Source organism: Lentzea sp. NPDC005914 (genome assembly GCF_040629405.1).
Taxonomy (GTDB): Bacteria; Actinomycetota; Actinomycetes; order Mycobacteriales; family Pseudonocardiaceae; genus Lentzea.
In genome coordinates, this window is sequence record NZ_JBEXVQ010000029.1 from 72197 (window position 1) to 92985 (window position 20789).

Below are 20789 nucleotides of genomic sequence, written 5' to 3' on the forward strand. Positions count from 1 at the left end.
TTAACCGGCGCCGGTTCCAGCGGGACGCGGATTTTCTGTCGGTGGTGCTGGCTAGCGTGGTGGACATGGACATCGAGACACGTGCGGACCAGCCCTACGCCGCGATCAGGGCCACGGTGACGCTGGAGACGTTCGCCAAGATCGCCGACCGCTTTCCCGAGATCATGAGATGGCTGGCCGATCGCGAGTTACCGATCCTCGGCGCGTCGTTCCTGCGGTATTTACGCGTCACCGGCGAGGAGTTCGAGGTGGAGGCCGGGATTCCCACCATCGCCGAGGTGCCGGGCGAGGGCGAGGTGTTCACCGCGACGCTGCCCGCCGGCCAATACGTTGTGGCGGTGCACAAGGGCAGCCCGGACGGGCTGGCCGCCGTCACGGACCGGCTCCTCGCCCACACAGTGCGGTTCGACCGCGACGGCGACAGGTGGGGCGCGCGCATCGAGAGCTACTTCACCGACCCCGCGGCGGAGCCCGATCAGACCAAGTGGACGTCGGAGGTGGCCATCCGGCTCGCGGACTGAGTCGCGCTTATATGCCGAGTCGTCTATATTGCTGTCATGGCATCTACATTCGCCGTGCTGGCCGATCAGAGTCGCCGGGAGATCCTCGACCTGCTGCGGGAACGCGAGCGGCCGGTCGGTGACCTCGTCGACCGCCTGACGCTGACCCAGCCGACCGTCTCGAAGCACCTCAAGGTGCTGCGCGAGGCCGGCCTGGTCGAGGTGCGCACCGACGCCCAACGGCGCTGGTACCGGCTCGCCCCCGGTCCGCTGGCGGAGATCGACGCCTGGCTCGCGCCCTACCGGCGGATGTGGGAGAAGAGCCTGGACGCGCTCGAACGACGACTCGACGAGATCGAAGGGGACTGAGACCCGTGGACGCCGAACTGCAGATGATCGAGGGCAAGCCCGTCCTGCGCTTCGAGCGCAGGCTGCGGCACTCGCCGGAGAAGGTCTGGCGGGTGGTCACGGAGCCGGCCGAGATGAAGCACTGGTTCCCGGCCGAGGTCACGATCGACGGCCGCAGGATGAGCTTCACCTTCCCCGCCGAAGCACCGGTCGACGCCGACGGCGGCGAGGGCGAGTTGCTCGAGTCCGACCCGCCGAAGGTCTTCGCCTTCCGCTGGCTCAACGACGTGCTGCGCTTCGAGATCCTGCCGCGCGAGGACGGCTGCCTGCTCGTCTTCACCGCCGTGGTCACGAACAAGCTGTCCGTGGGCCGCGACGCCCCTGGCTGGACCACCTGCCTCGACGCCCTGGTGGCCCACGCCGACGGCACGAAGTACGAGCCACCGACGGAGTGGTTGCCGCTCATCGAGCACTACACAGCGAAGTTCGGTCTCGACGAGGGCACCGACGAGATCGGCGGCGTCAAGTTCGTCCGCGACCTCGTCTGGAAGCCCCTCGACGAGGTCTGGCAGCTGCTCACCGAGGGCACCGAGAACACAGTCCCCGCCCGCGCCGCCCACCCCGGCATCCAGCCGGGCGAGGTCACCCAATCCGAAGCACCGCGTCTGCTGGAGTACGAGTGGCTCCAGGACGGCAAGCCGAAGGGCGTGGTGCGCTGGGAGTTCGAGCACGTCCCGCTGCAGGGCACCACGGTCACGCTGGTCCAGGAGAACGCCCACGGCCCCGAAGCGCTCGCCGCGTGGCACGTGCACCTGGAGCTGTTCTTCGCCGCCACGCAGGGCGAGATCCGCTGCCCGTGGCCCGCCGACCGCGAGGAGGAGCTCGCCAAGCGCTACGCCGAGCGGTAGCTCACGCGTACCGCACCCGTTCCACCAGGAAACGCCAGTCCGGCGGGCATCGGCGCCCGAACCGCCGCGCGCTCGCCCGTTCGTACTCGAGCACGGCCCGGCGCCGGGTCCGCGGATCCGGCGTCAGGTCCTCGAGGTCGTCGATGTCGGCGGTGGTGAGCCGGACGTCGGTGATCCTCGCCGGGTCGAGCCGGGCGATCGACCACCAGCAGGTGGCCGCGGCGTAGTCGTAGCCGAGAACCCGGAACCTCTCCTCCGCCACCAGAAGATCGCGGACGGCGCTCGCCTTGTCGCGGCTGCCGAGCGAGAGCTCGGCACGGACCTGATGGGATCTGGCCACCACCTCCGGATACGCGTCGGCCTCGATGACACCCGTGACGAACTCCTTGCCGTCGTTGTACTTGCGAGCCGCGTGACAAAGGCGCGCACGCAACACCATCAGCCAGGAGTACCACTCGCCGCCTGGCGTCAGCAGGACCTCCGCGGTCTTCGCCTTCTTCATCGCGACGACGAGGTTCGCCCGATCGCCGGCCAGCTGGAAGCGCGCCAGCGACCATTCCGCGCTGAGAGTGGCGCACATTCCTGCCTCCTCGCTCGCGCGGCCCGAGATCGCGCAGAACCGCTCGATCGCCTGCACGAGCAGCAGTTCGCTCTTGCGCAGGTAGAAGTCGCGATCGAACGCCACGCCCTCGGCCGCCATGCGCAGGAACACCGTTGCGTGGCACAGGGTTCCGCGCGCGGCCGTGTAGAGATCCCGGTACTTCTCCGCGATCTTCGTGCCGTCCTCGGCGGCGGCAGCGGCACGCACCAACCGGTGCTCGCGCAACAGGTACCACGCCTGCCCCTCGATGAGGATCTTGGCTTCCAACGCCCCTTCCCCGCGCAGGCGCTCGGTGGCGGACAACGTGCGCAGGCACATCTCGGTCGTGCGCCGCACCAGGTCCACGTCTCCGTGCGCCTTGGCGGCGCCCACCACCGAGTCGAACGACCGGGCGAGCTCGATGTCGCCCTCGCCGATCTCGGCGAGCCGCCGCACCAGCACGCGTGCGGCCGGCTCGGCGGGTTCGAGGGTTTCCAGGTCACGCAACATCTCCCGCACTTTCGGCGACGAGGACTCCATGTTCATCGTCACACCACCTTCCGCACCCCCCGCGCTCGTGAGCGCCTTCGCCAGCACCTCGGCCCCGGCCCCGGTGTCCGGGTCGAAGGTGTGAATCACCAGCGACTGCAGCACCGCGGGCAACAGGTTCCTGTCGAACCGCGGCGGCACCACCGGCACGACACCGCACCGGTAGGCCTCGCTGTGGTGGTAGAGCTTGTGCCGCAAGAGCCTCGCCTCGTACCTGACACCCTTGCGTTCGATGGAGTCGTTGGACTCCAACGCTTTCAGGTAGTCCGGCGAGACGACCACGAGCACGGTCCGGTCGCGGAACCCCTCTTCCATCCACGACGGGATGGACAACGGCCGGACGGAGGGCAGATCACCGTCCCACCACACGTCGAACCCCTGTAGCCGCAGGGCAGCCACCAGCGCGGAGGCGGCAGGACCGCCGTCGCTGTTGCTGTAACTAATGAAGAGGCCGTTCATCGCCACTCCCCCGCGTCGCGGCGAACCTGCGGAGGGACGAGGTGGGTCGTCTGGTGCTCATAGCGGGCCTCCTGATCGCGGGGGTGACCTGCGGCCACCGATCACTCTGGATCGGTGAGGCGAGGCCGATCCCCGGAAGGGCCCTGTTGGCGGCAGTCAGAACTGGTCGAACGTCATAGGCTGACGACGGCGTTGTCCACTCGCCTCACTTTGCGCTGTGGTGCGGGATAGCGTTGCCACCGGACGGGCGTCTGTTGGCGCAGGCGCCCGTCCGACTCGAGCTGGTCAGCCTCCTAGGTGTTCGAGCCGCTCGTCGATCACGCGCGGCGTTTCGCTGGCAGGCAAAGCGAACTTCTCGAGCTGGAGGAAGTACCTGAGGTACTGCCGCACGGCTTCCGAGTCGTCCTGGAGCAGCGACGAGCCGTACAGCTGTTCCAGGAACAAGGAGTAGTCCTCCTCGTCCTCGCTGATCTCGAGGATCGAGAAGGAGCCCTTCATCGCGGGGTGCAGACCCGCGTCGAAGGGCACGATCTGAACGGACACCTGGTCGGTCGCGGCCAGCTTCCTGATGCGGTGGAGCTGGTCGCGCATGATCTCGACACCCCCGACCACGCGGTGCAACACCGATTCGTCGATGACGAAGAACATCTCCGGCCCGTCGGGGCCGAGCAGGTTCTGCCGGTGCATGCGAACGTCGATCCCGCGCTGCATGGACTCGGGATCTTCTCCACCGGCGGCGCCGACCGCGGCCGCGTAGGCGCGCGTCTGCAACATGCCCGGAATGAGCAGGGTCTGCATGTAGCGGCAGCGGATCGCCACCGACTCGAGTTCGATGAACTGCGCGAACCCCTTGGGCAGCCCCCGGTACTTCGCCATCCAGGCAGGCCGCTTGGTCGCGCGGGCCAAGTCGACCAGCTCGTCCACGCGCGTCGGCTCGGTGATGCCGTAGTGCAGCAACAGGGCCCTCAGATCGGTGACCGAGATACCGCTCTTGCCCTGTTCGATGCGGATGACCTTCGAGGTCGACCAGTCGAGCGCTTCCGCGACGGAGTCCTGGGTGAGCTTCAGGACCTCACGGGCCTGCCTCAACTCACCCAGCAGCTTCCGCTGCTGTGCAACGGGGTTTCCCTTAACTGACACGGTGCAGCGCTCCCTCTGCGGCACACACGGTGTGCATGCTTGCCACCATTCTGCCACCTGGCATTTTGAAATCAAGTATTCTGACCTGAGGCAAAGTGAACGTCCTTAAATTGACATGTTTTACACCGCCAGGCGCCAAGACACCACATGCAGAGTCGAACAAGGTCAAGACAGACTTGAGCGAGTTCGCTCCATCGAGCGAACTCGCTGGTGGTGGCGTGCGCTCAGGACGAGGAGACCAGCAGCACGAAGGCGGACCACGCGGGCACGGAGAAGCCGAGCAGCGCTTCTGACCGATCTTTGCTGTCGCGGACCAGGACGGTGCTCCGCTCGTCGACGGCGAACTCGACACACGCCTCGCCGTCGCCGCTGTAGGAGCTGCGGATCCACCTGAGCTCTGCCGCCATCGTCGCTCCCATCGCACCGGGGTCCCCGACCGAACCCACCGACCTCGGCCCGGCCCACCCGCGTGCACCCCGGGAAGGTCGGCGGAGGGAACGCCTCCAACCCGACGAGGCCACAGCTCAGAATAGGTCGGAGGAGCGAACTATCAACACCGCCGTAGGTGCGCCGCGCGGTAGACAGAAAGGTGTCATTTCAAGGACACGCCGAAACCCGAACCTGTTGGCATCACATGGAATCAGACCGTGGCGAGCCGATCAACACCCACGCCGCTGATCAACAGCCGCTCCTTGCGGTTGCCCGTCAGCCGCTGCGTCCAGTCGACGAACCCGCCGTCGCCGATCTCCTCGCCACGCAGATAAACCTTGTAGCACAAGCCTTTGTAGTACCCGGTCTGCCGCGAGGGGTCTGCGGGCAACGAGCCGCGCACCACCTCGAACCGCGGATCCAGCACCGTCACGCGCACCTCGACGTCCCCGCACGCCGAGCGCAGGAACGCCATGTGCTCGGCAAAGTGTTGCCGCTCAAAGGCAAGCGAGCCGCGGTCGCGCCCGGCCGACACCGCGCCGAACAACGTGAAGTGCGCGAACCGCCCGGCGCCTTCGAACAACTGCGCGCGCACCACCCGTTGCACCGCCGCCAGCCGCACGTCGTCCGGGCCGGCCTGCCTGCGCACAGCGGCTTCCAGCGCCAGCGCGTTGGTCGGGTCGGCCGCCACCTCGGTGCCGCGAATGGTGGACAGCACGTTGTTCTGGTCCTGCTCGGCCACCGCGGAGCACGTCCCCAGCGGTGCCACGGGAGCAAGGCCCAGCACGGAGAACGACGGCGGCAGCGCGCGAAGCAACCGGTCCTCCGCGGAACGCAGCACGTCGAAAGGAACCGAGGACGGCGCCACGAAGCGGTCGGAACGGTACTGCCGCAACACATCCGGACCGGACAGCCCCGAAGCACGCCGCTGCATCAGTGCGAGCAAAACCGTGGTGAGGTCGCTGCCGGGCAGCCGCGCGAGCCGGTCCAGCACGTCCTGCCCGCCCAACGCCCGCAGCACCCGGCTCAACGCACTCATGCCCACCATGATCCGCATACCGGCCAGCGGTTTTCCGCGAGCGCTCCGGTGGATCGCCTGGCTACCCTCGAAAGCATGACGGACGGGATGCAGGTGGGCGAACTGTGGGGACACCGGGCCGCGCAACGGGCCGCTCTCGGCGCGAAGATGTCCATGCCCGCGTGGAAGACCGCCATCGAGCGCACCAAGATCGGGCCAGGCAGCAACGTGCTCGACCTGGGGTGCGGCAGCGGCGAGTTCTGCGCGCTGGCAACGGAAGCGGGCGCGCACGCCACCGGCATCGACGCCTCGCACAACATGATCGAGCTGGCCCGGCAGGCCGCGCCCGCCGCCGAGTTCCACGTGCGCGCGCTCGGCCGGTTGCCTTGGGAGGACGACACGTTCGACGTCGTCACGGCGTTCAACTCGATGTTCTTCGCGGACGACCCCGAGGCGGTGTTCGCGGAGGCCGTCCGGGTCAGCAAGGACTACGTGGTGGTGTGCGACTGGCATCCGGAGCACCCGAGCGACATCATCACGGTCGGGTGGACCGTCAAGGGGCCCGGCGGACGCCGGCACACGAAGACTCCGGAGCCGCTCGAGAAACTCACGATCGACATTCCCCGGCACCATCCCGACGAGGACACGATGCTGCGCGCCTTCCTGAGCACAGGTGGCTACCAGCAGATCATCGAGCGCGATGGCGAAGAAAGTGTCGCGGAGAAGATCAGGGCCGCGACCGAACAGTTCCGCACGGAGGACGGCGGTTATCGGTTCGCGAACAAGTACCTGATGTCGGTCTTCCGCAAGAACCCCAGAAAGTGAATCAGGCCGCGGAGAGGATCTCGTAGCCGGCCGAGGTGAGGGCTGCGGGGCCTGGACGGGCGCTGATCAGGCCCGCAGAGGCCAGTCGCGGGCCGACGAACTGGTCGGCGCAGCACAGGCCGTCGACGAGCAGAGAGCTTCCGGACATCTCGCAACGGCCCTCGGCAACTGCTCTGAGAACTGCGCGGTCGCGGTGTGTGAGCGATGAGGCGGTCATCTTCTTCTCCTAGCGGTAAAGCGTCTACTCATGGATACGTCGGAGAAGAAGGCTTCGGTTCGACATCATCGCCAGAGAATTCTGCGCGTACACCCAAAAGACGTACGGCGCGGCCGTGTTCGAACCGGTCGAGCACCACCAGCGCGGCCGCCGCGAGATCGTCAGGAGACGACGTCGGCGCAGGTAGCTTCATCAGCCGCACCTTCGTGAAGAAGGGCACGAACCGCACCTTCACGCCCACGCGCACGACCGGGCGGCCCTCGGTGGCCACGTCCACGGCCACCTGGTGGGCCAGCGCCACGACCTCGCGCCGGATGTCCTCCATCGACACCAGGTCCTGCTGGAACGTCTTCTCGTGGCTGCGGGACTTCACGACCCACGGCGTCGCGGAGACCACCGTGTCGCCCGCGCCCAGCCCGACGGTCCGGAAGTACGGGCCCATCCGCGGGCCGAACCGCGCGGCCAGCGCCTCGGCAGAGGCCGACGCCAGGTCCGTCACGGTCGAGATGCCGAGCTCGGCCAGCTTGCGCTCGGTCTTCGCGCCGATCCCCCACAGCGCGGACGTCGGCCGGTGCCCCATCACCTCGACCCAGTTCGCGCGGGTCAGCTGGTACGTCCCGGCGGGCTTGCCGAACTCGGTCGCGATCTTGGCGCGCAGCTTGTTGTCGCCGATGCCCACCGAGCAGTGCAGCCCGGTCTCCTCCAGCACCGCCGCCTGCAACGCCCGGGCCAGCTCGAAGGGGTCCTCGACGGAAGCGCCGACGAACGCCTCGTCCCACCCCATCACCTCGACGACGACCGGGAACGACCGCAGCACCGCCATCACGTCCGCCGAGGCCGCTTCGTACAACCCGTGGTCGGCGGGCAGGAACACGGCGTCCGGCAGCTTCTTGAACGCGGTCCGCAGCGGCATCCCGGAGTGCACGCCGAACTCACGCGCCTCGTACGACGCCGTGGCCACGACCGCGCGCTCGGTCGGGTCGCCGTTGCCGCCCACCACCACGGGCCTGCCACGCAACGACGGATCGCGCAGCACCTCGACCGCCGCTATGAACTGGTCGAGGTCCACATGAAGGACCCAGTCCGCCATGCTGGACAGTATGAAACGGTCGGCCGGAATCCTGCTGTTCAGACGAACCACCCAGCTCGAGGTGCTGCTGGGCCACATGGGAGGCCCGTTCTGGGCCCGCAAGGACGCCGGCGCGTGGTCGGTGCCGAAGGGCGAGTACACGGCCGACGAGACGCCCGAGGATGCCGCACGCCGCGAGTTCACCGAAGAACTCGGGCTGCCGGTGCCCGACGGTGAGCTGATCCCGCTCGGCGAGGCCAAGGGCTCCGGCAAGGTCATCACGGTGTGGGCGCTCGAGGGCGACCTCGACCCGGAGACCGTCACGCCGGGCACGTTCGAGATGGAGTGGCCGCCCAAGTCGGGGCAGCGCAAGGAGTTCCCCGAGGTCGACCGCGTGCAGTGGTTCAGCGTGGAAGAGGCGGGCGCGAAGATCGTCTCCGCGCAACGCCCCTTCCTCGAACGACTCACTGCCAGATAGCGGTGACCCATTCCGGGTGGTCGATGAACGGGTTCCGGTTGTGCTGGATGCTGTCGAAGATCACCTGGTTGCGCCGCTTCTCGAACGCGTCCGGCGGGTCCTGCAGGTTCCACTGCTTGAGCACCGACAGTTTGCCTATGAACGGCGCCTTGTCGTTGTTGACCGACTCGTTGAGCTCCAGGTCCTTGAAGCCGTCGTCGCCTGCGTAGCGCACGGCCATGTAGAACATCATGCGGGCGACATCGCCCTTCACCGCGGCGCGCGGCTCGAACGAGTCGCTGTCGTACTTGCTGCCGGGCGCCTCGGGAACGGCGGAGCCGCCGTTGTCGAAGTCGAGGTTGCCGCGGGTAGCGTTGACCGACACGTCCTCCGGTCGCAGGTGGTGGATGTCGGTTCCCGGCCCGGGCGCCTCCGCGAACTCCCCGTGCGACTTCGCCCAGACGTGCTCGCGGTTCCAGTCGTCCTGGGCGGGGCCGTGCTGCGCCTTCGACCGCGAGATGCCGCTGTACAGCAGGATCACGTTGGACGAGTTGTTCGGATCCTGGTCAGTGGCCATCAGCGCGTCCCAGACCTGGGAGTAGCCGAGCACCGTCTGGTTCTTGATGATGTCGTGCAGCGCGGACTTCATCGCCGCACCGGACTTACCGCAAGCCGCCGTGTAGTAGGCCTCGCAGGACGGCGGTGTCGTTGTTGTTGTCGTCGTTGTCGGCGGCGCAGTGGTCGTGGTCGTCGGTGGTGTTGTGCCGGAGAACGCGAACGCTGTGGGCGTCTTCAGACCGGCGTGGGAGATGTACGTGGTCAACAGACCCGTGACGTCGATCTGCCTGCCCAGCAGCGACGGGTTCGACTGCATGCCCCACGCCGCCCGGAACCCGCTCGTGATCTGCACGTAGAGCATGCGCGAGGTGCCGGTCTCGGACGCCGTGTCCGCCAGCGCGAGCGCGTAGTCATCCGGATAACCCGATCGGATGACCGTGGTGGCGGTCGTGGGTTCCCCGACGACGTACCCGCGAACGGTCGCCGACGACCCGGACTGCTGGCTGATCGCCTGGGCAACGGTGAGCGGAGCTGCTGCGACAGCGGCGGTCGACCCGTACAGGCCGACCGCCGCCAACAAACCGATGACTAACGCCAGTGGACTCCACCGCGCCATGTGCCCTCCCCGATCGTGTGAATGCTGTGCACACGATCAGATGAGATGACCAACGCGCGGTAAACGCAATGTCACGGCACCAAGACGACCTTGCCCGTGGTCCTCTTCGACTCGACGAGCTCGTGCGCCTTCGCGACGTCCGCGAGCGGCACGATGTGGTCGAGCTCCACCCTGAGCTGCGGCAACGCGGCGAGGTCGGCACCGGAGGCGGAGACGCTCATGAACAACTCGAACCGGATGCCGAGGTCCACAGCTCGGTCAACGTCAAAACCCGGGTTGCCCGGAATGATCGACACGAGCACGCCGCCGGGCTTCAGGACCTTGGCGGAACGCTCGGCGTAGTCCCCGCCGATCAGGTCGAACACCACGTCGACCGGCTCGATCGACGTGAAGTCCTCGTGCCGGTAGTCGATGAGCTCGTCCGCGCCGAGCGAGCGCAGGAAGTCGTGCTTGGCCGCGGACGCCGTGCCGATCACGTAGGCCCCCCGCGCCTTGGCGATCTGCACCGCGACGTGCCCGACACCACCAGCCGCCGCGTGGATCAGCACACGCTGACCAGCGGAAAGCCCGCCACGACCGACCAGTGCCTGCCACGCCGTGAGCGCCACCATCGGTACCGCGCCCGCCTCCTCGACGGTCAGGTACGACGGCCGCAGCGCCAGGTCGGAGGCGTTCACCGCGACGTACTCGGCGTAGGCACCGCCAGTTCCGGGGAAGGGCAGCAGCCCGTACACCTCGTCCCCGGCGGTGAACCCCTCACCGTCCTGCTCGACGGTGCCCGCGAGGTCCCAGCCCAGCGTGAACGGCGGCTCCCCGAGCGCGGGGAACCCACCGGCGCGGATGTACGTGTCGACCGGGTTCACGCCGGCGGCCCCCACCTTGACCAGCACCTGACCCGGTCCGGGCACCGGCTTCGCGGCCTCGGCGACCTCCAGCACGGACGCGGCCCCGACGGTCTTCTGCGTGATGACTCGCATGATGATGATCCCCTTCGATGTTCTCGATGGGCACCATCTTGCAGTTAGCGCCAACTTATAGAAAGTAGGCACTTTGGGGTAACTAGCTCTCCCTCAGGTAGAGGTCGCGGAGCAGGGCGATCTCGGCGAGGTGGTGGATCACCTCGCGGTTGATGTGCAGCACCAGGGTGGCCATCGGTTCCTTGGCGAACGGCCCCTCCGCCGGACCGACCGGCAGCGAGAGGTCGGCCTTGCGCGCGCCGGCCAACCACGCCTCGTACGCGTCGTCCAACTGCTTCAGCGCGTCATCAGCGGTCATCGCGTACTGCCACGTCGTGTGGTCAGCAGGCGGGCCGCCGAAGTGCGACGCCGTGCGCATGTTGAACACGCCCACGATGATGTGCGCCATCCGCCACGCGATCGTGGTGACCGGCGTGGGCTCGGGCGCCGGGTACTGCCAGTCGACCGAGTTGTCCCGGTGGATGGTCCACACGTCCGGCACGGGCTCCCAGAAGTACTCGTCGTCGGTCAGCCCTTCGAGTCGCGGCCGCGCCTGCACCTTCCAGTGGAACTCGAGCTGATCGGTCAACTGCTTGTTCCAGTCCATGCCCCGACCGTAGAGCCGGATGCGGACAACCACCGCCCTGAAACGTCAGGGCATGCCCCAGAACCGTTTCGTGTTCGCGCCCGCCGGGGCGATCACCAGCTCCGGCGACGTGCCGCGCGTCCTGACCACCACGTCGTCGTTGCGCGCCAGCGTGATCGTCAGCGTCCCGTCCGAGTTGGTCTGGAAAGGCACCGCGGAACCGTCGAAACGCACGACCTCGAACGGCCCGGCGAGGTTGCCGGGATGCAGCCGCAACGGCTCTCCCGCCACCGACTTGACCCGCACGAACTGGGTCTTGCCCGCCTTGCGCACCGCACTGACCAGGAACGCGCCCTCCACCCGCACGTCGTGCACGGACACGCTCGCCCACGCGGCCGGCACCGCGGGGAAGACCCGCACGACCCCGCCCCAGCTCTGCACCAGCATGTCGTGCATGGTCTGCGCGCCGGACAACGGCGTTTCGATGACCGGACCGGACTCCTTGTACATCGTGTTGGGCTGCACGTACTTGTCCAGCAACGTGACCAGCTGGCCGCGCGCCTTGTCGCCGTCGCCCAGCAACGCGTACATCGAGCCGGACCCCGTGAAGGTGTAGCCCTGCAACGCTCCCGTGAAGCTGAGCCACTGCTTCATCGACTTCTGCAACGCGTCCCGGTTCGCCGGCACGGCGGGGTCGAGCGTGTAGAGCGGGTAGAACCACAGCAGGTGCGAGTAGTGCCGGTGCGACTTGGCCATCTTCTGGTCGGCGCCGATCCAGAAGCCCTGCGTCGAGTCCTGCGGCGGCTTCACCAGGTTGTCCATCACGTCACGCCACTTGGCCAGCAACGGATCGGCCAGCGCCAACCGGGAATTCGCCCAGATCAACGTCTTGCAACCCCAGTGCAGCAGCGCCAGGTCGTAGTTGCAGTCCTTTGTGGACCCGTACTCCGGCGAGAACGTCTTGGGCAGGTGGTAGACGCCCTTCGAGTCCTTGGTCAGGAAGTGCAGGTGGTAGTTGACCGCGCGGCGCAGCAACGGGAACACCAGGTCGCGCAGCACGGCGTCGTCCATCTGGTGGCGGTAGGTCAGGAACGCGTTGTGCAAGGCCCACAACAGGTTCCCGCATTCCGGATCACCGTCGGCTCCGGGCTGGGCGACGCCGCCCTTCAGGTCTTCCTGGGTCGTGCGGGCGATACCGGCCGAGTCGGAGCGGTACTGCGACGGCACGTTCGCGACCAGCGCGTCCCGGCTGCGGTCCAGCGACGCCGTCAGCGAGTCCAGCTCCCAGTGGCCGGTGGCGTTGAGGATCCAGTACTCGAGCTGCACGTTGAGGTTCCACCACGTACCGGGCCACGGCGTCGGCTCGAGCCACGGGCCGCACGTGCCGAGCACCGGGCGGTCGCGACGGGTCGCGCAGGCCAGCTTGTAGAGCTGGATCCAGTAGAAGCTCTCCATGCGGGTGTCCGCCACCGACACGAAGCTCTTGGGGTAGAAGGAGTTCCACCACTTCCGGTGCTCGGCGCGCAGCTGATCGTCAGTCAGCGCTGAAGCAGTGGTGAGTGTTGCTGAGGCCACCGAGTCGGCGTTCTTCTCGGGAAAGGTGTGCGCGACCGTGGCCAGCAACGTCCCGGACCGGATCTGCCACCGGGTCACGGTCTGGCCGCCCGCCACCAGGTCCTGGGTGCAGACGGTGCCGCTGACCTTGGGATCCGGGTTGGTCTTCAGCCCGGACGGCGCGGGCTTGAAGTCCAGCCGGGGACTGCGAGCCTTGTCGGGCACGAAGGTCCACTTCACCCGTTCCGCGCCGGACCGCACCGAGGCCGAGACCAGCAGCACGTCCCGCGTGGCGTGCACGAACGCCCGGATCTCCAGCACACCGACGGAAGTCGTGACGGTGCCGGTGAGCTCCGCGTTCCACAACGAGAGGCGCAGGTCCACGTCGGTGACGTCGCCCGCGGTGTCGAACAGGAAGTGCCCGATGGGCAGCCGCGCGTTGCCGAAGTTCGTGCCGCCGGTGCCCTGGTGGTCGCGCACGCGGGTGTCGCCGATCCGGAACACCAGGCGCTTGCCGACCCGGTACACCGCCGCGCCCAGACCGCCGTTCCCGAGGAACGGGCCCTGGTAGAAGGTCGTCGGCACGGACGCCCACACCGGGTCGAGCCCACCCAGGTACGACGCCCAGTCGACCCGGTCTTCCAGCCCCGCAGCGGCGGCGGAAGCAGTGGAAACTCTCGAAAGCGCCACGGCACCGGCGGTGCCCGCGAAGAGGGTGCGACGGGAGAAACGCACGACGACTCCATCCCTGGAAGCGGAGGCGGCGGCCGATTCATCGGATGTGTAGTCCTCTGAAGCGTTTCATGTCAATAAACCGAGCGCTCGGTCTAGTATTGGCGCCTATGACGACTGTGCAGGAGGCCGCGGCGGTCCGGTACGGCATCTGGGTGCTGTGCCCGGTGGTGGGTGCCGCCGTGGTGTGGGGGCTGAAGCTGGCAGCCGGGTGGATCACGACCTTGAAGTGGTTCCCGTTCCAGGGCGTGTTCAGGCTGATCACGGACATCCCGGAGCCGTGGGTGACCGTTGCGGCGCTCGCGATCGGCGCCGTCGCAGGCGTCGTGCTCGCGCTGATGTGGGCCGCCGAGATGATGTCCGTCGAGGTCTCGCACGACCGCGTCACGCTCACGAAGGACGACAAGACTTTCGACTTCGGCCGCAACGAGGTCGAGTCGGTGTTCGCCGAAGGCAAGCAGCTCGTGCTGCTCTCACCGAGCGGCGCCGAACTGGTCCGCGAGACCTCCGACCTAAGCAAGACCAGGCTCGCAGATGCCTTCACCGATCAGGGCTACCGGTGGCGCGACGCCGACCCGTTCGCGGACGACTTCAGGATGTGGGTCGAGCACGCGCCAGAGCTGCCGGCCGACGTGAACGCGCTGTTCACCGCCCGTAGGAAGGCCATCGCGAAGTACGAGAACGAGGAGGCCGCAGAATTGGCGCGGGAGATCCGCAAGCGCGGTGTCTACGTCAAAGACGAGAAGCGGAGGCAGTACTACAGGTGATGACCAAAAAGATATGAGAACTGTAGATCCGGTCAAGCATGCGGCGAAGAAGCGGCACATCACGGACACCGCCGCGGGCCTGTTCGCGGAGAAGGGCTTCGACCGGACGACCGTCGCGGACATCTGCAAGGCCGCCGACATCAGCACCGGCAGCCTGTTCCACTACTTCCCCACCAAGCGCGCGATCTTCCTGGAGATCTTCGAGCAGGACGGCCGGGACAACGCGGAGGTGTTCGCGCGGGCCAGGACGCTGGACCCGTGGGAAGCCGTGCTGATGGTGGTCGACCACCTGTGCGTCCCGGCGCTCGACCGGACGATCGCCGGGCTGGTGCTGGAGGTCGTCGCGCAGGCGAGCCGCGACCGGGAGCTGTGGGATCTGGTCGCGCGCAACGAGGTGGTGGTCCGCGACGAGCTGGCCCAGCTCCTGAGCAACGCCCACGACGCAGGCCGGATCGCGCTCCCGGTGGACGCCCGCACCGCGGCCACGTGGGTGCAGGGCCTGGTCGACGGCCTGTTCGGCAGGCTGGTGGACCCGGACTTCGACGCTCCCGAACAGGTGAGCACCCTCCGGTTGATCCTTTCCCGTTTCGTGGGTGCTCAAGCACCATGAGGGCATGGCCTACGACGTCGCAGCGGTCCGCGCCCACTTCCCCGCGTTGCGCGAGGGTGCCGCGCACTTCGACGGGCCCGGCGGCTCGCAGACGCCGGACGCCGTCGCTGACGCCGTCCGCGATGCCCTGACCTCGGCGATCTCGAACCGCGGCAGCGTGACGGCCTCGGAACGCAGGGCCGAGGAGATCGTCCAGACCGCCCGCCGCACGATGAGCGAGTTCCTCAACGCGGGCAGCATCGTGTTCGGCCGCAGCATGACCCAGCTGACCTACGACATCTCCCGCACCCTGTCGAAGAACTGGCGGCCGGGCGACGAGATCATCGTGACCCGGATCGACCACGACGCGAACATCAGGCCGTGGGTGCAGGCGGCCGAGGCGGCACGGGCCACGGTCCGCTGGGCGCCGTTCGACCGCACGACCGGTGAGCTGCCCGTCGAGGCCGTGACGAACCTGCTGTCCGACCGCACCCGCGTCGTGGCGATCACGGCCGCGTCGAACCTGCTCGGCACCCGTCCGGACGTGGCGGCGATCGCGTCGGCGGCGCACGAGATGGCGGCGTTCGTGTACGTCGACGGCGTGCACTACACACCACACCTCCCGGTTGACGTCGAGGCGTTGGACGCGGACTTCTTCGTGTGTTCGCCGTACAAGTTCCTCGGCCCGCACGTCGGCGTGCTGGCGGCCGCGCCGGAGCTGCTCGAGACGTTGCGGCCGGACAAGCTGCTGCCGTCGACCAACGCGGTGCCGGAACGGTTCGAGCTGGGCACGCTGCCGTACGAGCTGCTGGCCGGGACGACCGCGGCGGTGGAGTTCCTGCGCGGGCTGGACGGGCTGGAGGAGCACGAGTTCGGCCTCCGCGACCAGCTCGAGGCAGGGCTGCGGGAGCTCGGCGTGCGGATCTACAGCAAGGCCTCGCGGCGCACCCCGACCGTGCTGTTCTCCGTGGACGGACTGGAACCCGCCGAGGTGTACCGCAGGCTCGGCGCCGAGGGCGTCAACGCGCCCGCCGGCCACTTCTACGCCCTCGAGTGCTCGCGGTGGCTCGGCCTGGGCGACAAGGGCGCCGTACGAGCGGGCATCGGGCCCTACACCGACGAGTCCGATGTGGACCGTCTGCTCAAGGCCGTGGCCAAGCTCAGATGAACAGGAGCAGGCCGACGTAGACGAGCCCGATGAACACGCTGACGTTGAGCCTGCGCGTCACGCGTTCGCCGGAGTGGTCGGCGATCAACGACCTGGCGCGCGCCCACATCAGTTTCTCGCCCGCCTGCTTGTCCGGCAGCTGCGGTGTCGTGATCACGTCGCCGTGCGGGCCGAACGCGAGCATGAGCTGCGGGCCGGAGCGACGGACCCCGTGCAGCTGCGCCCACGGCACGCGGTAGGTCCAGATGCCCGTGTAGAGCACGATCGAGCGGTGGTCGAGGCGCAGCAACGGCTGGAAGCGCGCCACCGCCGACAACACGCACTGCACGCCGACCAGGCCGAGGATGATCAGGTCCGGGTAGTACTTGAGCGCGATCAACGCACCGGCCGCGCCGAGCAGCAGCACCACGCCCTCGGTGCGCCTGCGGTCACCCGGCCACATCGCGTGCGGCAGGTCGACGGACGTGCCCGCGGTCACCGGTTCGCCCGGCAGGTGTGCACTGTGGACGGTGTGGCGCGGCCTGACCCGTGACAACGTGCTGGTGGCCACGACCTCGCCCTCGACCAGCAGCGCGACCTGCCCGCCGTGGTGCCACTCGCCCGCCACGAGGATCTCGGCGGGGTCGAGCTGCACCGGCGGGTCCTCCTCGCCACGCCAGACCCGGCCGAACTGCTCGGTGTCGTGGTAGAGCGGCTCCTCGAGCCCGAGGTCCGCGAGCGTGGCGATCGTGGCGATGTTGTTCTTGTTGTGCCGCAATAGGATCCGGCGCGGCCCGACGGTGTGTGCCTGCAGCCGGATGGCCTTCACCGGACCGGTCCACAACGCACGGCGCCGGCGTTCCCGCGCGGCGAGCATGATCGCGAGGAACACCGCGGCGCCGCCGAGCGTGAGCCACCACGTGACGTCCTCGGGCTCGTTCGCCATCCGCACCCACCTGCCGTCCGCGAGCACCGGCACCGTGTCACCGACCTGGTACGTCTCGGGCGCGAGCGGCTGGAACTTGGCGCGCTGCTTGTCCGGCAGCTCCACCCACACGTCGTAGGTGTCCTTGACGTCGACGACCTCGGCTTCGACGCGGCTCGCGTTCGCGACGTGCTGCTCGATCTCGCCGTTGGTGAGGTCGTACTGCACGAAGGTCAGGAACCCGAAGATGACGAGCAGCACCGCGACGATGCGCAGAACTCCGCGCGGCGGCGGCATGTCCGGCAACGAGACGATGGCGGCTCCCGCCGCCGCGTGCTGGTCCGCGCGTGACCTCAACGTCCACGCCGCGACGATCGCGCAGGCACCGGCGTGGAGACTGAACGCGACGTTGGCCGCCGCTGAGCCGTCGAGCGCGAGGTCCAGCACACCGAACGTGATGCCCATCGCGCATCCCGTGAGCACACGGCCGAACAACAACAGCAGCGGCGTGGCCAGCAACGGCACCACGGCGAGTGCGAACAAGGGGTCCGGGACGCACGGCTGTGCGGCTGTGCAAGGCACCTCGTTCGCGCTCAAGGCGAAGTAGAAGGCGACGATCCAGCCACCGACCAACCCGGCCTTGGTCACCCACCACGGAACCGCGGCTGCTTGCCACCGCTGGACGTCCATGACGCGGATCATGACACGACCATTGCTCCGAACGGTGTGATTCGGCGTTAACGAAACGGGTATCCGCAGCTCAACCCACAGGAGGTGGACACCATGATGGCCATCATCGCCGCAGTGGCATTCGGCCTCGCGCTGATCCTCGACCTGGCGAAGGTCGCACTCGGTGACGTGATCACCGTGAACACCCTCGTCGTGCTCGGGTTGCTGCTCCTCGCGCTGCACCTCGCCGGCATCGGGTCCAGCAGCCGTTCGTGGAGCTGGCGCCGTGCCCGCAGGTAAGACTGTCGACCGCCCCACCAAGCTGTCCAAAGGCGCCTGGTGGGGCGTTCTCAAACGAACTGTCAAAGAGTTCAACGACGACAACCTGACCGACTGGGCAGCGGCACTCACCTACTACGCGGTGCTGTCGTTGTTCCCCGGCCTCATCGTGCTGACGTCCGCCCTCGCGTTGATGGGCGACACGACGACGCAGGAGCTGCTGAAGTACGTCGACCAGGTCGCACCCGGACAGGCGGGCGAGCTGGTGAAGAAGTCCGTCGAGGAACTGCAGAAGGGCCAGAGCGCCGCCGGACTGCTGGGCATCATCGGTCTGCTGACGGCGTTCTGGACCGCCTCGGGCTACCTCGGTGCGTTCATGCGCGCGTGCAACGCCGTGTACGACGTAGAGGAAGGTCGGCCGTTCTGGAAGACGGTGCCGCTGCGGCTCGGTCTGACGCTCGGGTCGGTGGTGCTGGTGTCCCTCACGCTCGGCGCGCTCGTGCTGACCGGCGGGGTCGCGGACACGGTGGGCAACTTCCTCGGACTGGGCGACACGGTCGTGACCGTGTGGGACATCGCGAAGTGGCCGATCATCATTCTGCTCGTGACGCTCGCGTTCGCGGTGCTCTACTGGGCGGCGCCGAACGTGCGGCAGCCGGGCTTCCGCTGGGTCACCCCCGGCAGCCTGCTCGCGATCGTGCTGTGGGCGCTCGCGACCGTCGGCTTCGCGATCTACGTGGCGAACTTCGCCTCGTACAACAAGACCTACGGCTCGCTCGGCGGCGTCATCGTCTTCCTGGTGTGGCTGTGGATCTCGAACATCGCCGTGCTGCTGGGCGCCGAGTTCGACGCGGAGCTGGAACGCGGCCGCCGCCTCGCCGAGGGTGACCAGGACGCCTCACCCGAGCCGCGTGATCTCCCCGGGTAGCTCGGCCTTGGTCGCGGTCCAGACGCCGTCCGGTCCCGGCTCGATGCGCTCGCTCGTGTCACCGGGCACGAGCACCCAGAGCTGGTCCTGCTTGGACAGCCACACGACGCCGATGGCGTCGGCGCGCGAGCTCGTGGCGTACTCGTAGGACTTCCGGAACACGTCGCCGCCGTTGCGATCGGTCACCCGTACTTCGCTCGCGCTCTCGGCGTGCGCGACGAACTTCCCGCTGGGCGACGTCTTGGGCACGCCGGGCCGGGCGAACCGGTCCTCGCGGTCGCTGCCGCAGCCGGTGAGGACGAGGAGCAGGGCGACGAAGGCCGCCACGATCCTCATGACGACAGCTCGAAGACCGGATAGTCACCGGCGCGGGCCAGCAGCTTGTCCTGCGGCGTCGAGGCGTCCAGGCCGGGGAAGAACTGCTTCACCTGACCGTGCCAGCGCTCCAAATAGGCCTGCATGATCACCGGCTTGGCCTCGTCCGGCAGCTCGACGGCGCTGAAGGTCTCGACGGACCGGCCGCGGCGCAGCTCACCGGTACCGGCGGCGCGCAGGTTGCGGACCCACTGGGTGACGCCGCGCGGGGCGAGCAGGTAGCGGGTGCCGCCGAGCTCCAGCAGGTTGACCGGAGTGCTGTACCACTTGCCGCTGGTGCGGCCCCGCACGAACAGGGTGCGCATGCTCCGGGGACCGACCCCGAGCTTCACCAGACCGCCCACGAGGTTGTTCGCGAACCGCTCGAAACCGCTCGGACGGGAATTGCCGTGCGTCATGCCGCTCAAGGTAGCTAGCGTGATCGTCCGTGTGGGACGTTCTCGAGGACTTTTACGACTCTGTGCCCCGACCGGGATCTCGCGTTGAGGAACACGGCGAGCTGGTGTTGTTCGTGCAGGCGGGCGACGGCTATCCGTACTACGCGCGGCCGCGGTTCCCCGGCGGGCGGCCGACGGTCGCGGACGTGCTGAAGATGCGTGCGCGGCAACGTGAACTGGGCGTGCCGGAAGCGCTGGAGTGGGTGCACGAGACCACACCGGACCTCCTCGACGCGGCTGTCGCGGCCGGCTTGGAGGTGCTCCAAGCCCCGCTGATGGTCCTCGACCCCGACCGGCTGCCCGAGCCGCACCCGCACGTGCGGGTGCTCGACAGCCGGCCGGTCGAGGTGTCGGTGGTCGCACAGCTGGCGTTCTCGTCGCCGGGTACCGCCGCGGGCGACGTCGGTGTCGCCGAGCGGGACGCGGCACTGGTGGGAGCGACCCCGATGAGCACCAAGCACCGTCACGCGATGGCCGACCTGCCAGGCGAGGGCGTGCTGGCGGTGGGCACCGCGCAACGAGCGGGTGACGTCGTCGAGATCGCGGGAATCGGCACGTTGCCGGCGGCACGGCGACGTGGCCTCGGTGGTGCGGTCACTGCGGAACTCGCGCGGGATGCCCTGCGGCGAGGTGCGAAGCTGGTGTTCCTGTCCGCCGGGAGCCTCGACATCGCCCGGGTCTACGAGCGCGTCGGGTTCAGGCGTGTCGGAACGGCCTGCATCGCGTCACCAGTCGTGGGCGTTTAATTCGCCACTGCGAGGCATCGGCACTCGAAACAGACAGCCGACGCACGGCATTCCGGAAGGTTGAGTGAGCAACTCGGCCTCGCCTCGATGAATGAGCTCGCCGCAGTACGCGGTGAGCGCGAGCGGGGTGCAGTCGTCGTCGGGCATGGGGACGAGGTGGCACGTGCGTTGTGTCTCGCCTACGACACCCGCACGCTTGCGGACCAGCAATACGGGCATGCGCGCTTCCGTTTCTTGAATGCTCATGCCTTCACCTCGGCGTCGTCCACCACACACACGACAGCGTGTGTGGTCGCGTAGAACTTGAGCCGGTAAGGGCCCGCGTTCCGCTCTGCTGCTGCCGCGCAGAACTTGTCGGCGCTGACCTCTTCCGATCGCGGCGTTCGTTCGGCTAGGTCGATCACACCTAGATCGTGCGTGGTGTAA

The 20789-nt window shown here is 68.1% G+C and carries 26 protein-coding genes; 11 read left to right on the plus strand and 15 right to left on the minus strand.

Annotated features, from left to right (window positions below; all coding sequences use genetic code 11):
* Positions 1-65: 65 nt before the first annotated feature.
* From ABZ345_RS33350 to ABZ345_RS33360, 3 genes are read left to right on the plus strand one after another with little or no spacing between them, the layout of a single operon-like run.
* Positions 66-521 carry a GyrI-like domain-containing protein gene (locus ABZ345_RS33350; protein WP_359857618.1) on the plus strand — a complete coding sequence of 152 codons (456 nt, stop codon included), beginning with the start codon at positions 66-68 and terminating at the stop codon, positions 519-521.
* A gap of 36 nt (positions 522-557) precedes the next feature.
* Positions 558-869: a metalloregulator ArsR/SmtB family transcription factor gene (locus tag ABZ345_RS33355; protein WP_355555646.1), complete on the plus strand. Its 312-nt coding sequence runs from the start codon at positions 558-560 to the stop codon at positions 867-869.
* 5 nt (positions 870-874) lie between these two features.
* On the plus strand, positions 875-1756 hold the full coding sequence (locus ABZ345_RS33360; protein WP_359857621.1) for an SRPBCC domain-containing protein: 882 nt from the start codon (positions 875-877) through the stop codon (positions 1754-1756).
* 1 nt (position 1757) lies between these two features.
* Here ABZ345_RS33360 and ABZ345_RS33365 read toward each other — a convergent pair whose 3' ends face one another.
* The 4 genes from ABZ345_RS33365 to ABZ345_RS33380 all read right to left on the minus strand — a co-directional run bounded on the left by ABZ345_RS33365 (position 1758) and on the right by ABZ345_RS33380 (position 5952).
* The gene (locus ABZ345_RS33365; protein ID WP_359857624.1) at positions 1758-3344 is read right to left on the minus strand and encodes a toll/interleukin-1 receptor domain-containing protein; all 1587 of its coding nucleotides are present in this window, start codon (positions 3342-3344) and stop codon (positions 1758-1760) included.
* A 285-nt stretch (positions 3345-3629) separates the two neighbouring features.
* Entirely contained in the window at positions 3630-4484 is an 855-nt protein-coding gene (locus ABZ345_RS33370; RefSeq protein ID WP_359857626.1) for a helix-turn-helix transcriptional regulator, read from the minus strand.
* Between the two features lie 224 nt (positions 4485-4708).
* Positions 4709-4891: a DUF397 domain-containing protein gene (locus ABZ345_RS33375; RefSeq protein ID WP_359857629.1), complete on the minus strand. Its 183-nt coding sequence runs from the start codon at positions 4889-4891 to the stop codon at positions 4709-4711.
* A gap of 233 nt (positions 4892-5124) precedes the next feature.
* Complete coding sequence (locus tag ABZ345_RS33380) at positions 5125-5952, minus strand: hypothetical protein (protein WP_359857632.1); 828 nt, start codon at positions 5950-5952, stop codon at positions 5125-5127.
* 75 nt (positions 5953-6027) lie between these two features.
* On the opposite strand from ABZ345_RS33380, the gene ABZ345_RS33385 reads away from it, so the two are divergent.
* Positions 6028-6756 carry a class I SAM-dependent methyltransferase gene (locus tag ABZ345_RS33385; RefSeq protein WP_359857635.1) on the plus strand — a complete coding sequence of 243 codons (729 nt, stop codon included), beginning with the start codon at positions 6028-6030 and terminating at the stop codon, positions 6754-6756.
* Between the two features lies 1 nt (position 6757).
* Here ABZ345_RS33385 and ABZ345_RS33390 read toward each other — a convergent pair whose 3' ends face one another.
* Both ABZ345_RS33390 and ABZ345_RS33395 read right to left on the minus strand, forming a co-directional pair.
* Positions 6758-6973, minus strand: coding sequence for a hypothetical protein (locus ABZ345_RS33390; RefSeq protein ID WP_359857638.1), 216 nt, complete (start codon positions 6971-6973; stop codon positions 6758-6760).
* Positions 6974-7001: 28 nt separating this feature from the next.
* Positions 7002-8063 (minus strand): DNA polymerase IV, encoded by a 1062-nt coding sequence (locus ABZ345_RS33395; RefSeq protein WP_359857640.1) that lies wholly within the window; start codon positions 8061-8063, stop codon positions 7002-7004.
* A 10-nt stretch (positions 8064-8073) separates the two neighbouring features.
* On the opposite strand from ABZ345_RS33395, the gene ABZ345_RS33400 reads away from it, so the two are divergent.
* Positions 8074-8520 (plus strand): NUDIX domain-containing protein, encoded by a 447-nt coding sequence (locus ABZ345_RS33400; RefSeq protein ID WP_359857643.1) that lies wholly within the window; start codon positions 8074-8076, stop codon positions 8518-8520.
* Here the strand turns inward: ABZ345_RS33400 and ABZ345_RS33405 are convergent.
* The 4 genes from ABZ345_RS33405 to ABZ345_RS33420 all read right to left on the minus strand — a co-directional run bounded on the left by ABZ345_RS33405 (position 8507) and on the right by ABZ345_RS33420 (position 13504).
* On the minus strand, positions 8507-9673 hold the full coding sequence (locus tag ABZ345_RS33405; protein WP_359857646.1) for an endonuclease: 1167 nt from the start codon (positions 9671-9673) through the stop codon (positions 8507-8509). The genes ABZ345_RS33400 and ABZ345_RS33405 overlap by 14 nt on opposite strands.
* Positions 9674-9744: 71 nt before the next feature.
* A complete protein-coding gene (locus ABZ345_RS33410; RefSeq protein ID WP_359857648.1) occupies positions 9745-10650 on the minus strand; it encodes an NADP-dependent oxidoreductase in 906 nt (301 codons plus the stop codon).
* Positions 10651-10732: 82 nt separating this feature from the next.
* Complete coding sequence (locus ABZ345_RS33415) at positions 10733-11236, minus strand: DinB family protein (protein ID WP_359857651.1); 504 nt, start codon at positions 11234-11236, stop codon at positions 10733-10735.
* Between the two features lie 45 nt (positions 11237-11281).
* Complete coding sequence (locus ABZ345_RS33420) at positions 11282-13504, minus strand: glycoside hydrolase family 95-like protein (RefSeq protein ID WP_359857654.1); 2223 nt, start codon at positions 13502-13504, stop codon at positions 11282-11284.
* Between the two features lie 107 nt (positions 13505-13611).
* On the opposite strand from ABZ345_RS33420, the gene ABZ345_RS33425 reads away from it, so the two are divergent.
* Genes ABZ345_RS33425 through ABZ345_RS33435 form a run of 3 tightly spaced genes read left to right on the plus strand, consistent with a single transcriptional unit; the run spans position 13612 to position 16025 of the window.
* Positions 13612-14268 carry a hypothetical protein gene (locus ABZ345_RS33425; protein ID WP_359857657.1) on the plus strand — a complete coding sequence of 219 codons (657 nt, stop codon included), beginning with the start codon at positions 13612-13614 and terminating at the stop codon, positions 14266-14268.
* Between the two features lie 13 nt (positions 14269-14281).
* A complete protein-coding gene (locus ABZ345_RS33430; protein WP_359857659.1) occupies positions 14282-14878 on the plus strand; it encodes a TetR/AcrR family transcriptional regulator in 597 nt (198 codons plus the stop codon).
* A 4-nt stretch (positions 14879-14882) separates the two neighbouring features.
* Positions 14883-16025 (plus strand): cysteine desulfurase-like protein, encoded by a 1143-nt coding sequence (locus tag ABZ345_RS33435; RefSeq protein WP_359857662.1) that lies wholly within the window; start codon positions 14883-14885, stop codon positions 16023-16025.
* On the opposite strand, the gene ABZ345_RS33440 is transcribed toward ABZ345_RS33435, so the two are convergent.
* Positions 16018-17631, minus strand: coding sequence for a hypothetical protein (locus ABZ345_RS33440; protein ID WP_359857665.1), 1614 nt, complete (start codon positions 17629-17631; stop codon positions 16018-16020). The genes ABZ345_RS33435 and ABZ345_RS33440 overlap by 8 nt on opposite strands.
* Before the next feature lie 81 nt (positions 17632-17712).
* Here ABZ345_RS33440 and ABZ345_RS33445 point away from each other — a divergent pair, with 81 nt between their 5' ends.
* Together ABZ345_RS33445 and ABZ345_RS33450 are read left to right on the plus strand one after the other, a co-directional pair.
* The gene (locus tag ABZ345_RS33445) at positions 17713-17898 is read left to right on the plus strand and encodes a hypothetical protein (protein WP_359857668.1); all 186 of its coding nucleotides are present in this window, start codon (positions 17713-17715) and stop codon (positions 17896-17898) included.
* Positions 17885-18805, plus strand: coding sequence for a YihY/virulence factor BrkB family protein (locus tag ABZ345_RS33450; RefSeq protein ID WP_359857671.1), 921 nt, complete (start codon positions 17885-17887; stop codon positions 18803-18805). The genes ABZ345_RS33445 and ABZ345_RS33450 overlap by 14 nt, the downstream gene beginning before the upstream one ends.
* Here ABZ345_RS33450 and ABZ345_RS33455 read toward each other — a convergent pair.
* Both ABZ345_RS33455 and ABZ345_RS33460 read right to left on the minus strand, forming a co-directional pair.
* Positions 18776-19141, minus strand: a complete 366-nt coding sequence (locus tag ABZ345_RS33455; RefSeq protein WP_359857674.1) for a hypothetical protein — start codon at positions 19139-19141, stop codon at positions 18776-18778. The genes ABZ345_RS33450 and ABZ345_RS33455 overlap by 30 nt on opposite strands.
* Positions 19138-19578, minus strand: coding sequence for a nitroreductase/quinone reductase family protein (locus ABZ345_RS33460; protein ID WP_359857676.1), 441 nt, complete (start codon positions 19576-19578; stop codon positions 19138-19140). The genes ABZ345_RS33455 and ABZ345_RS33460 overlap by 4 nt, the downstream gene beginning before the upstream one ends.
* 29 nt (positions 19579-19607) lie before the next feature.
* Here ABZ345_RS33460 and ABZ345_RS33465 point away from each other — a divergent pair, with 29 nt between their 5' ends.
* On the plus strand, positions 19608-20363 hold the full coding sequence (locus tag ABZ345_RS33465; protein ID WP_359857679.1) for a GNAT family N-acetyltransferase: 756 nt from the start codon (positions 19608-19610) through the stop codon (positions 20361-20363).
* On the opposite strand, the gene ABZ345_RS33470 is transcribed toward ABZ345_RS33465, so the two are convergent.
* Together ABZ345_RS33470 and ABZ345_RS33475 are read right to left on the minus strand one after the other, a co-directional pair.
* A complete protein-coding gene (locus ABZ345_RS33470; protein ID WP_359857682.1) occupies positions 20343-20609 on the minus strand; it encodes a hypothetical protein in 267 nt (88 codons plus the stop codon). The genes ABZ345_RS33465 and ABZ345_RS33470 overlap by 21 nt on opposite strands.
* On the minus strand, positions 20606-20767 hold the full coding sequence (locus ABZ345_RS33475; RefSeq protein WP_359857685.1) for a hypothetical protein: 162 nt from the start codon (positions 20765-20767) through the stop codon (positions 20606-20608). Before ABZ345_RS33475 ends, ABZ345_RS33470 begins: the two co-directional genes overlap by 4 nt.
* Between the last annotated feature and the right edge of the window lie 22 nt (positions 20768-20789).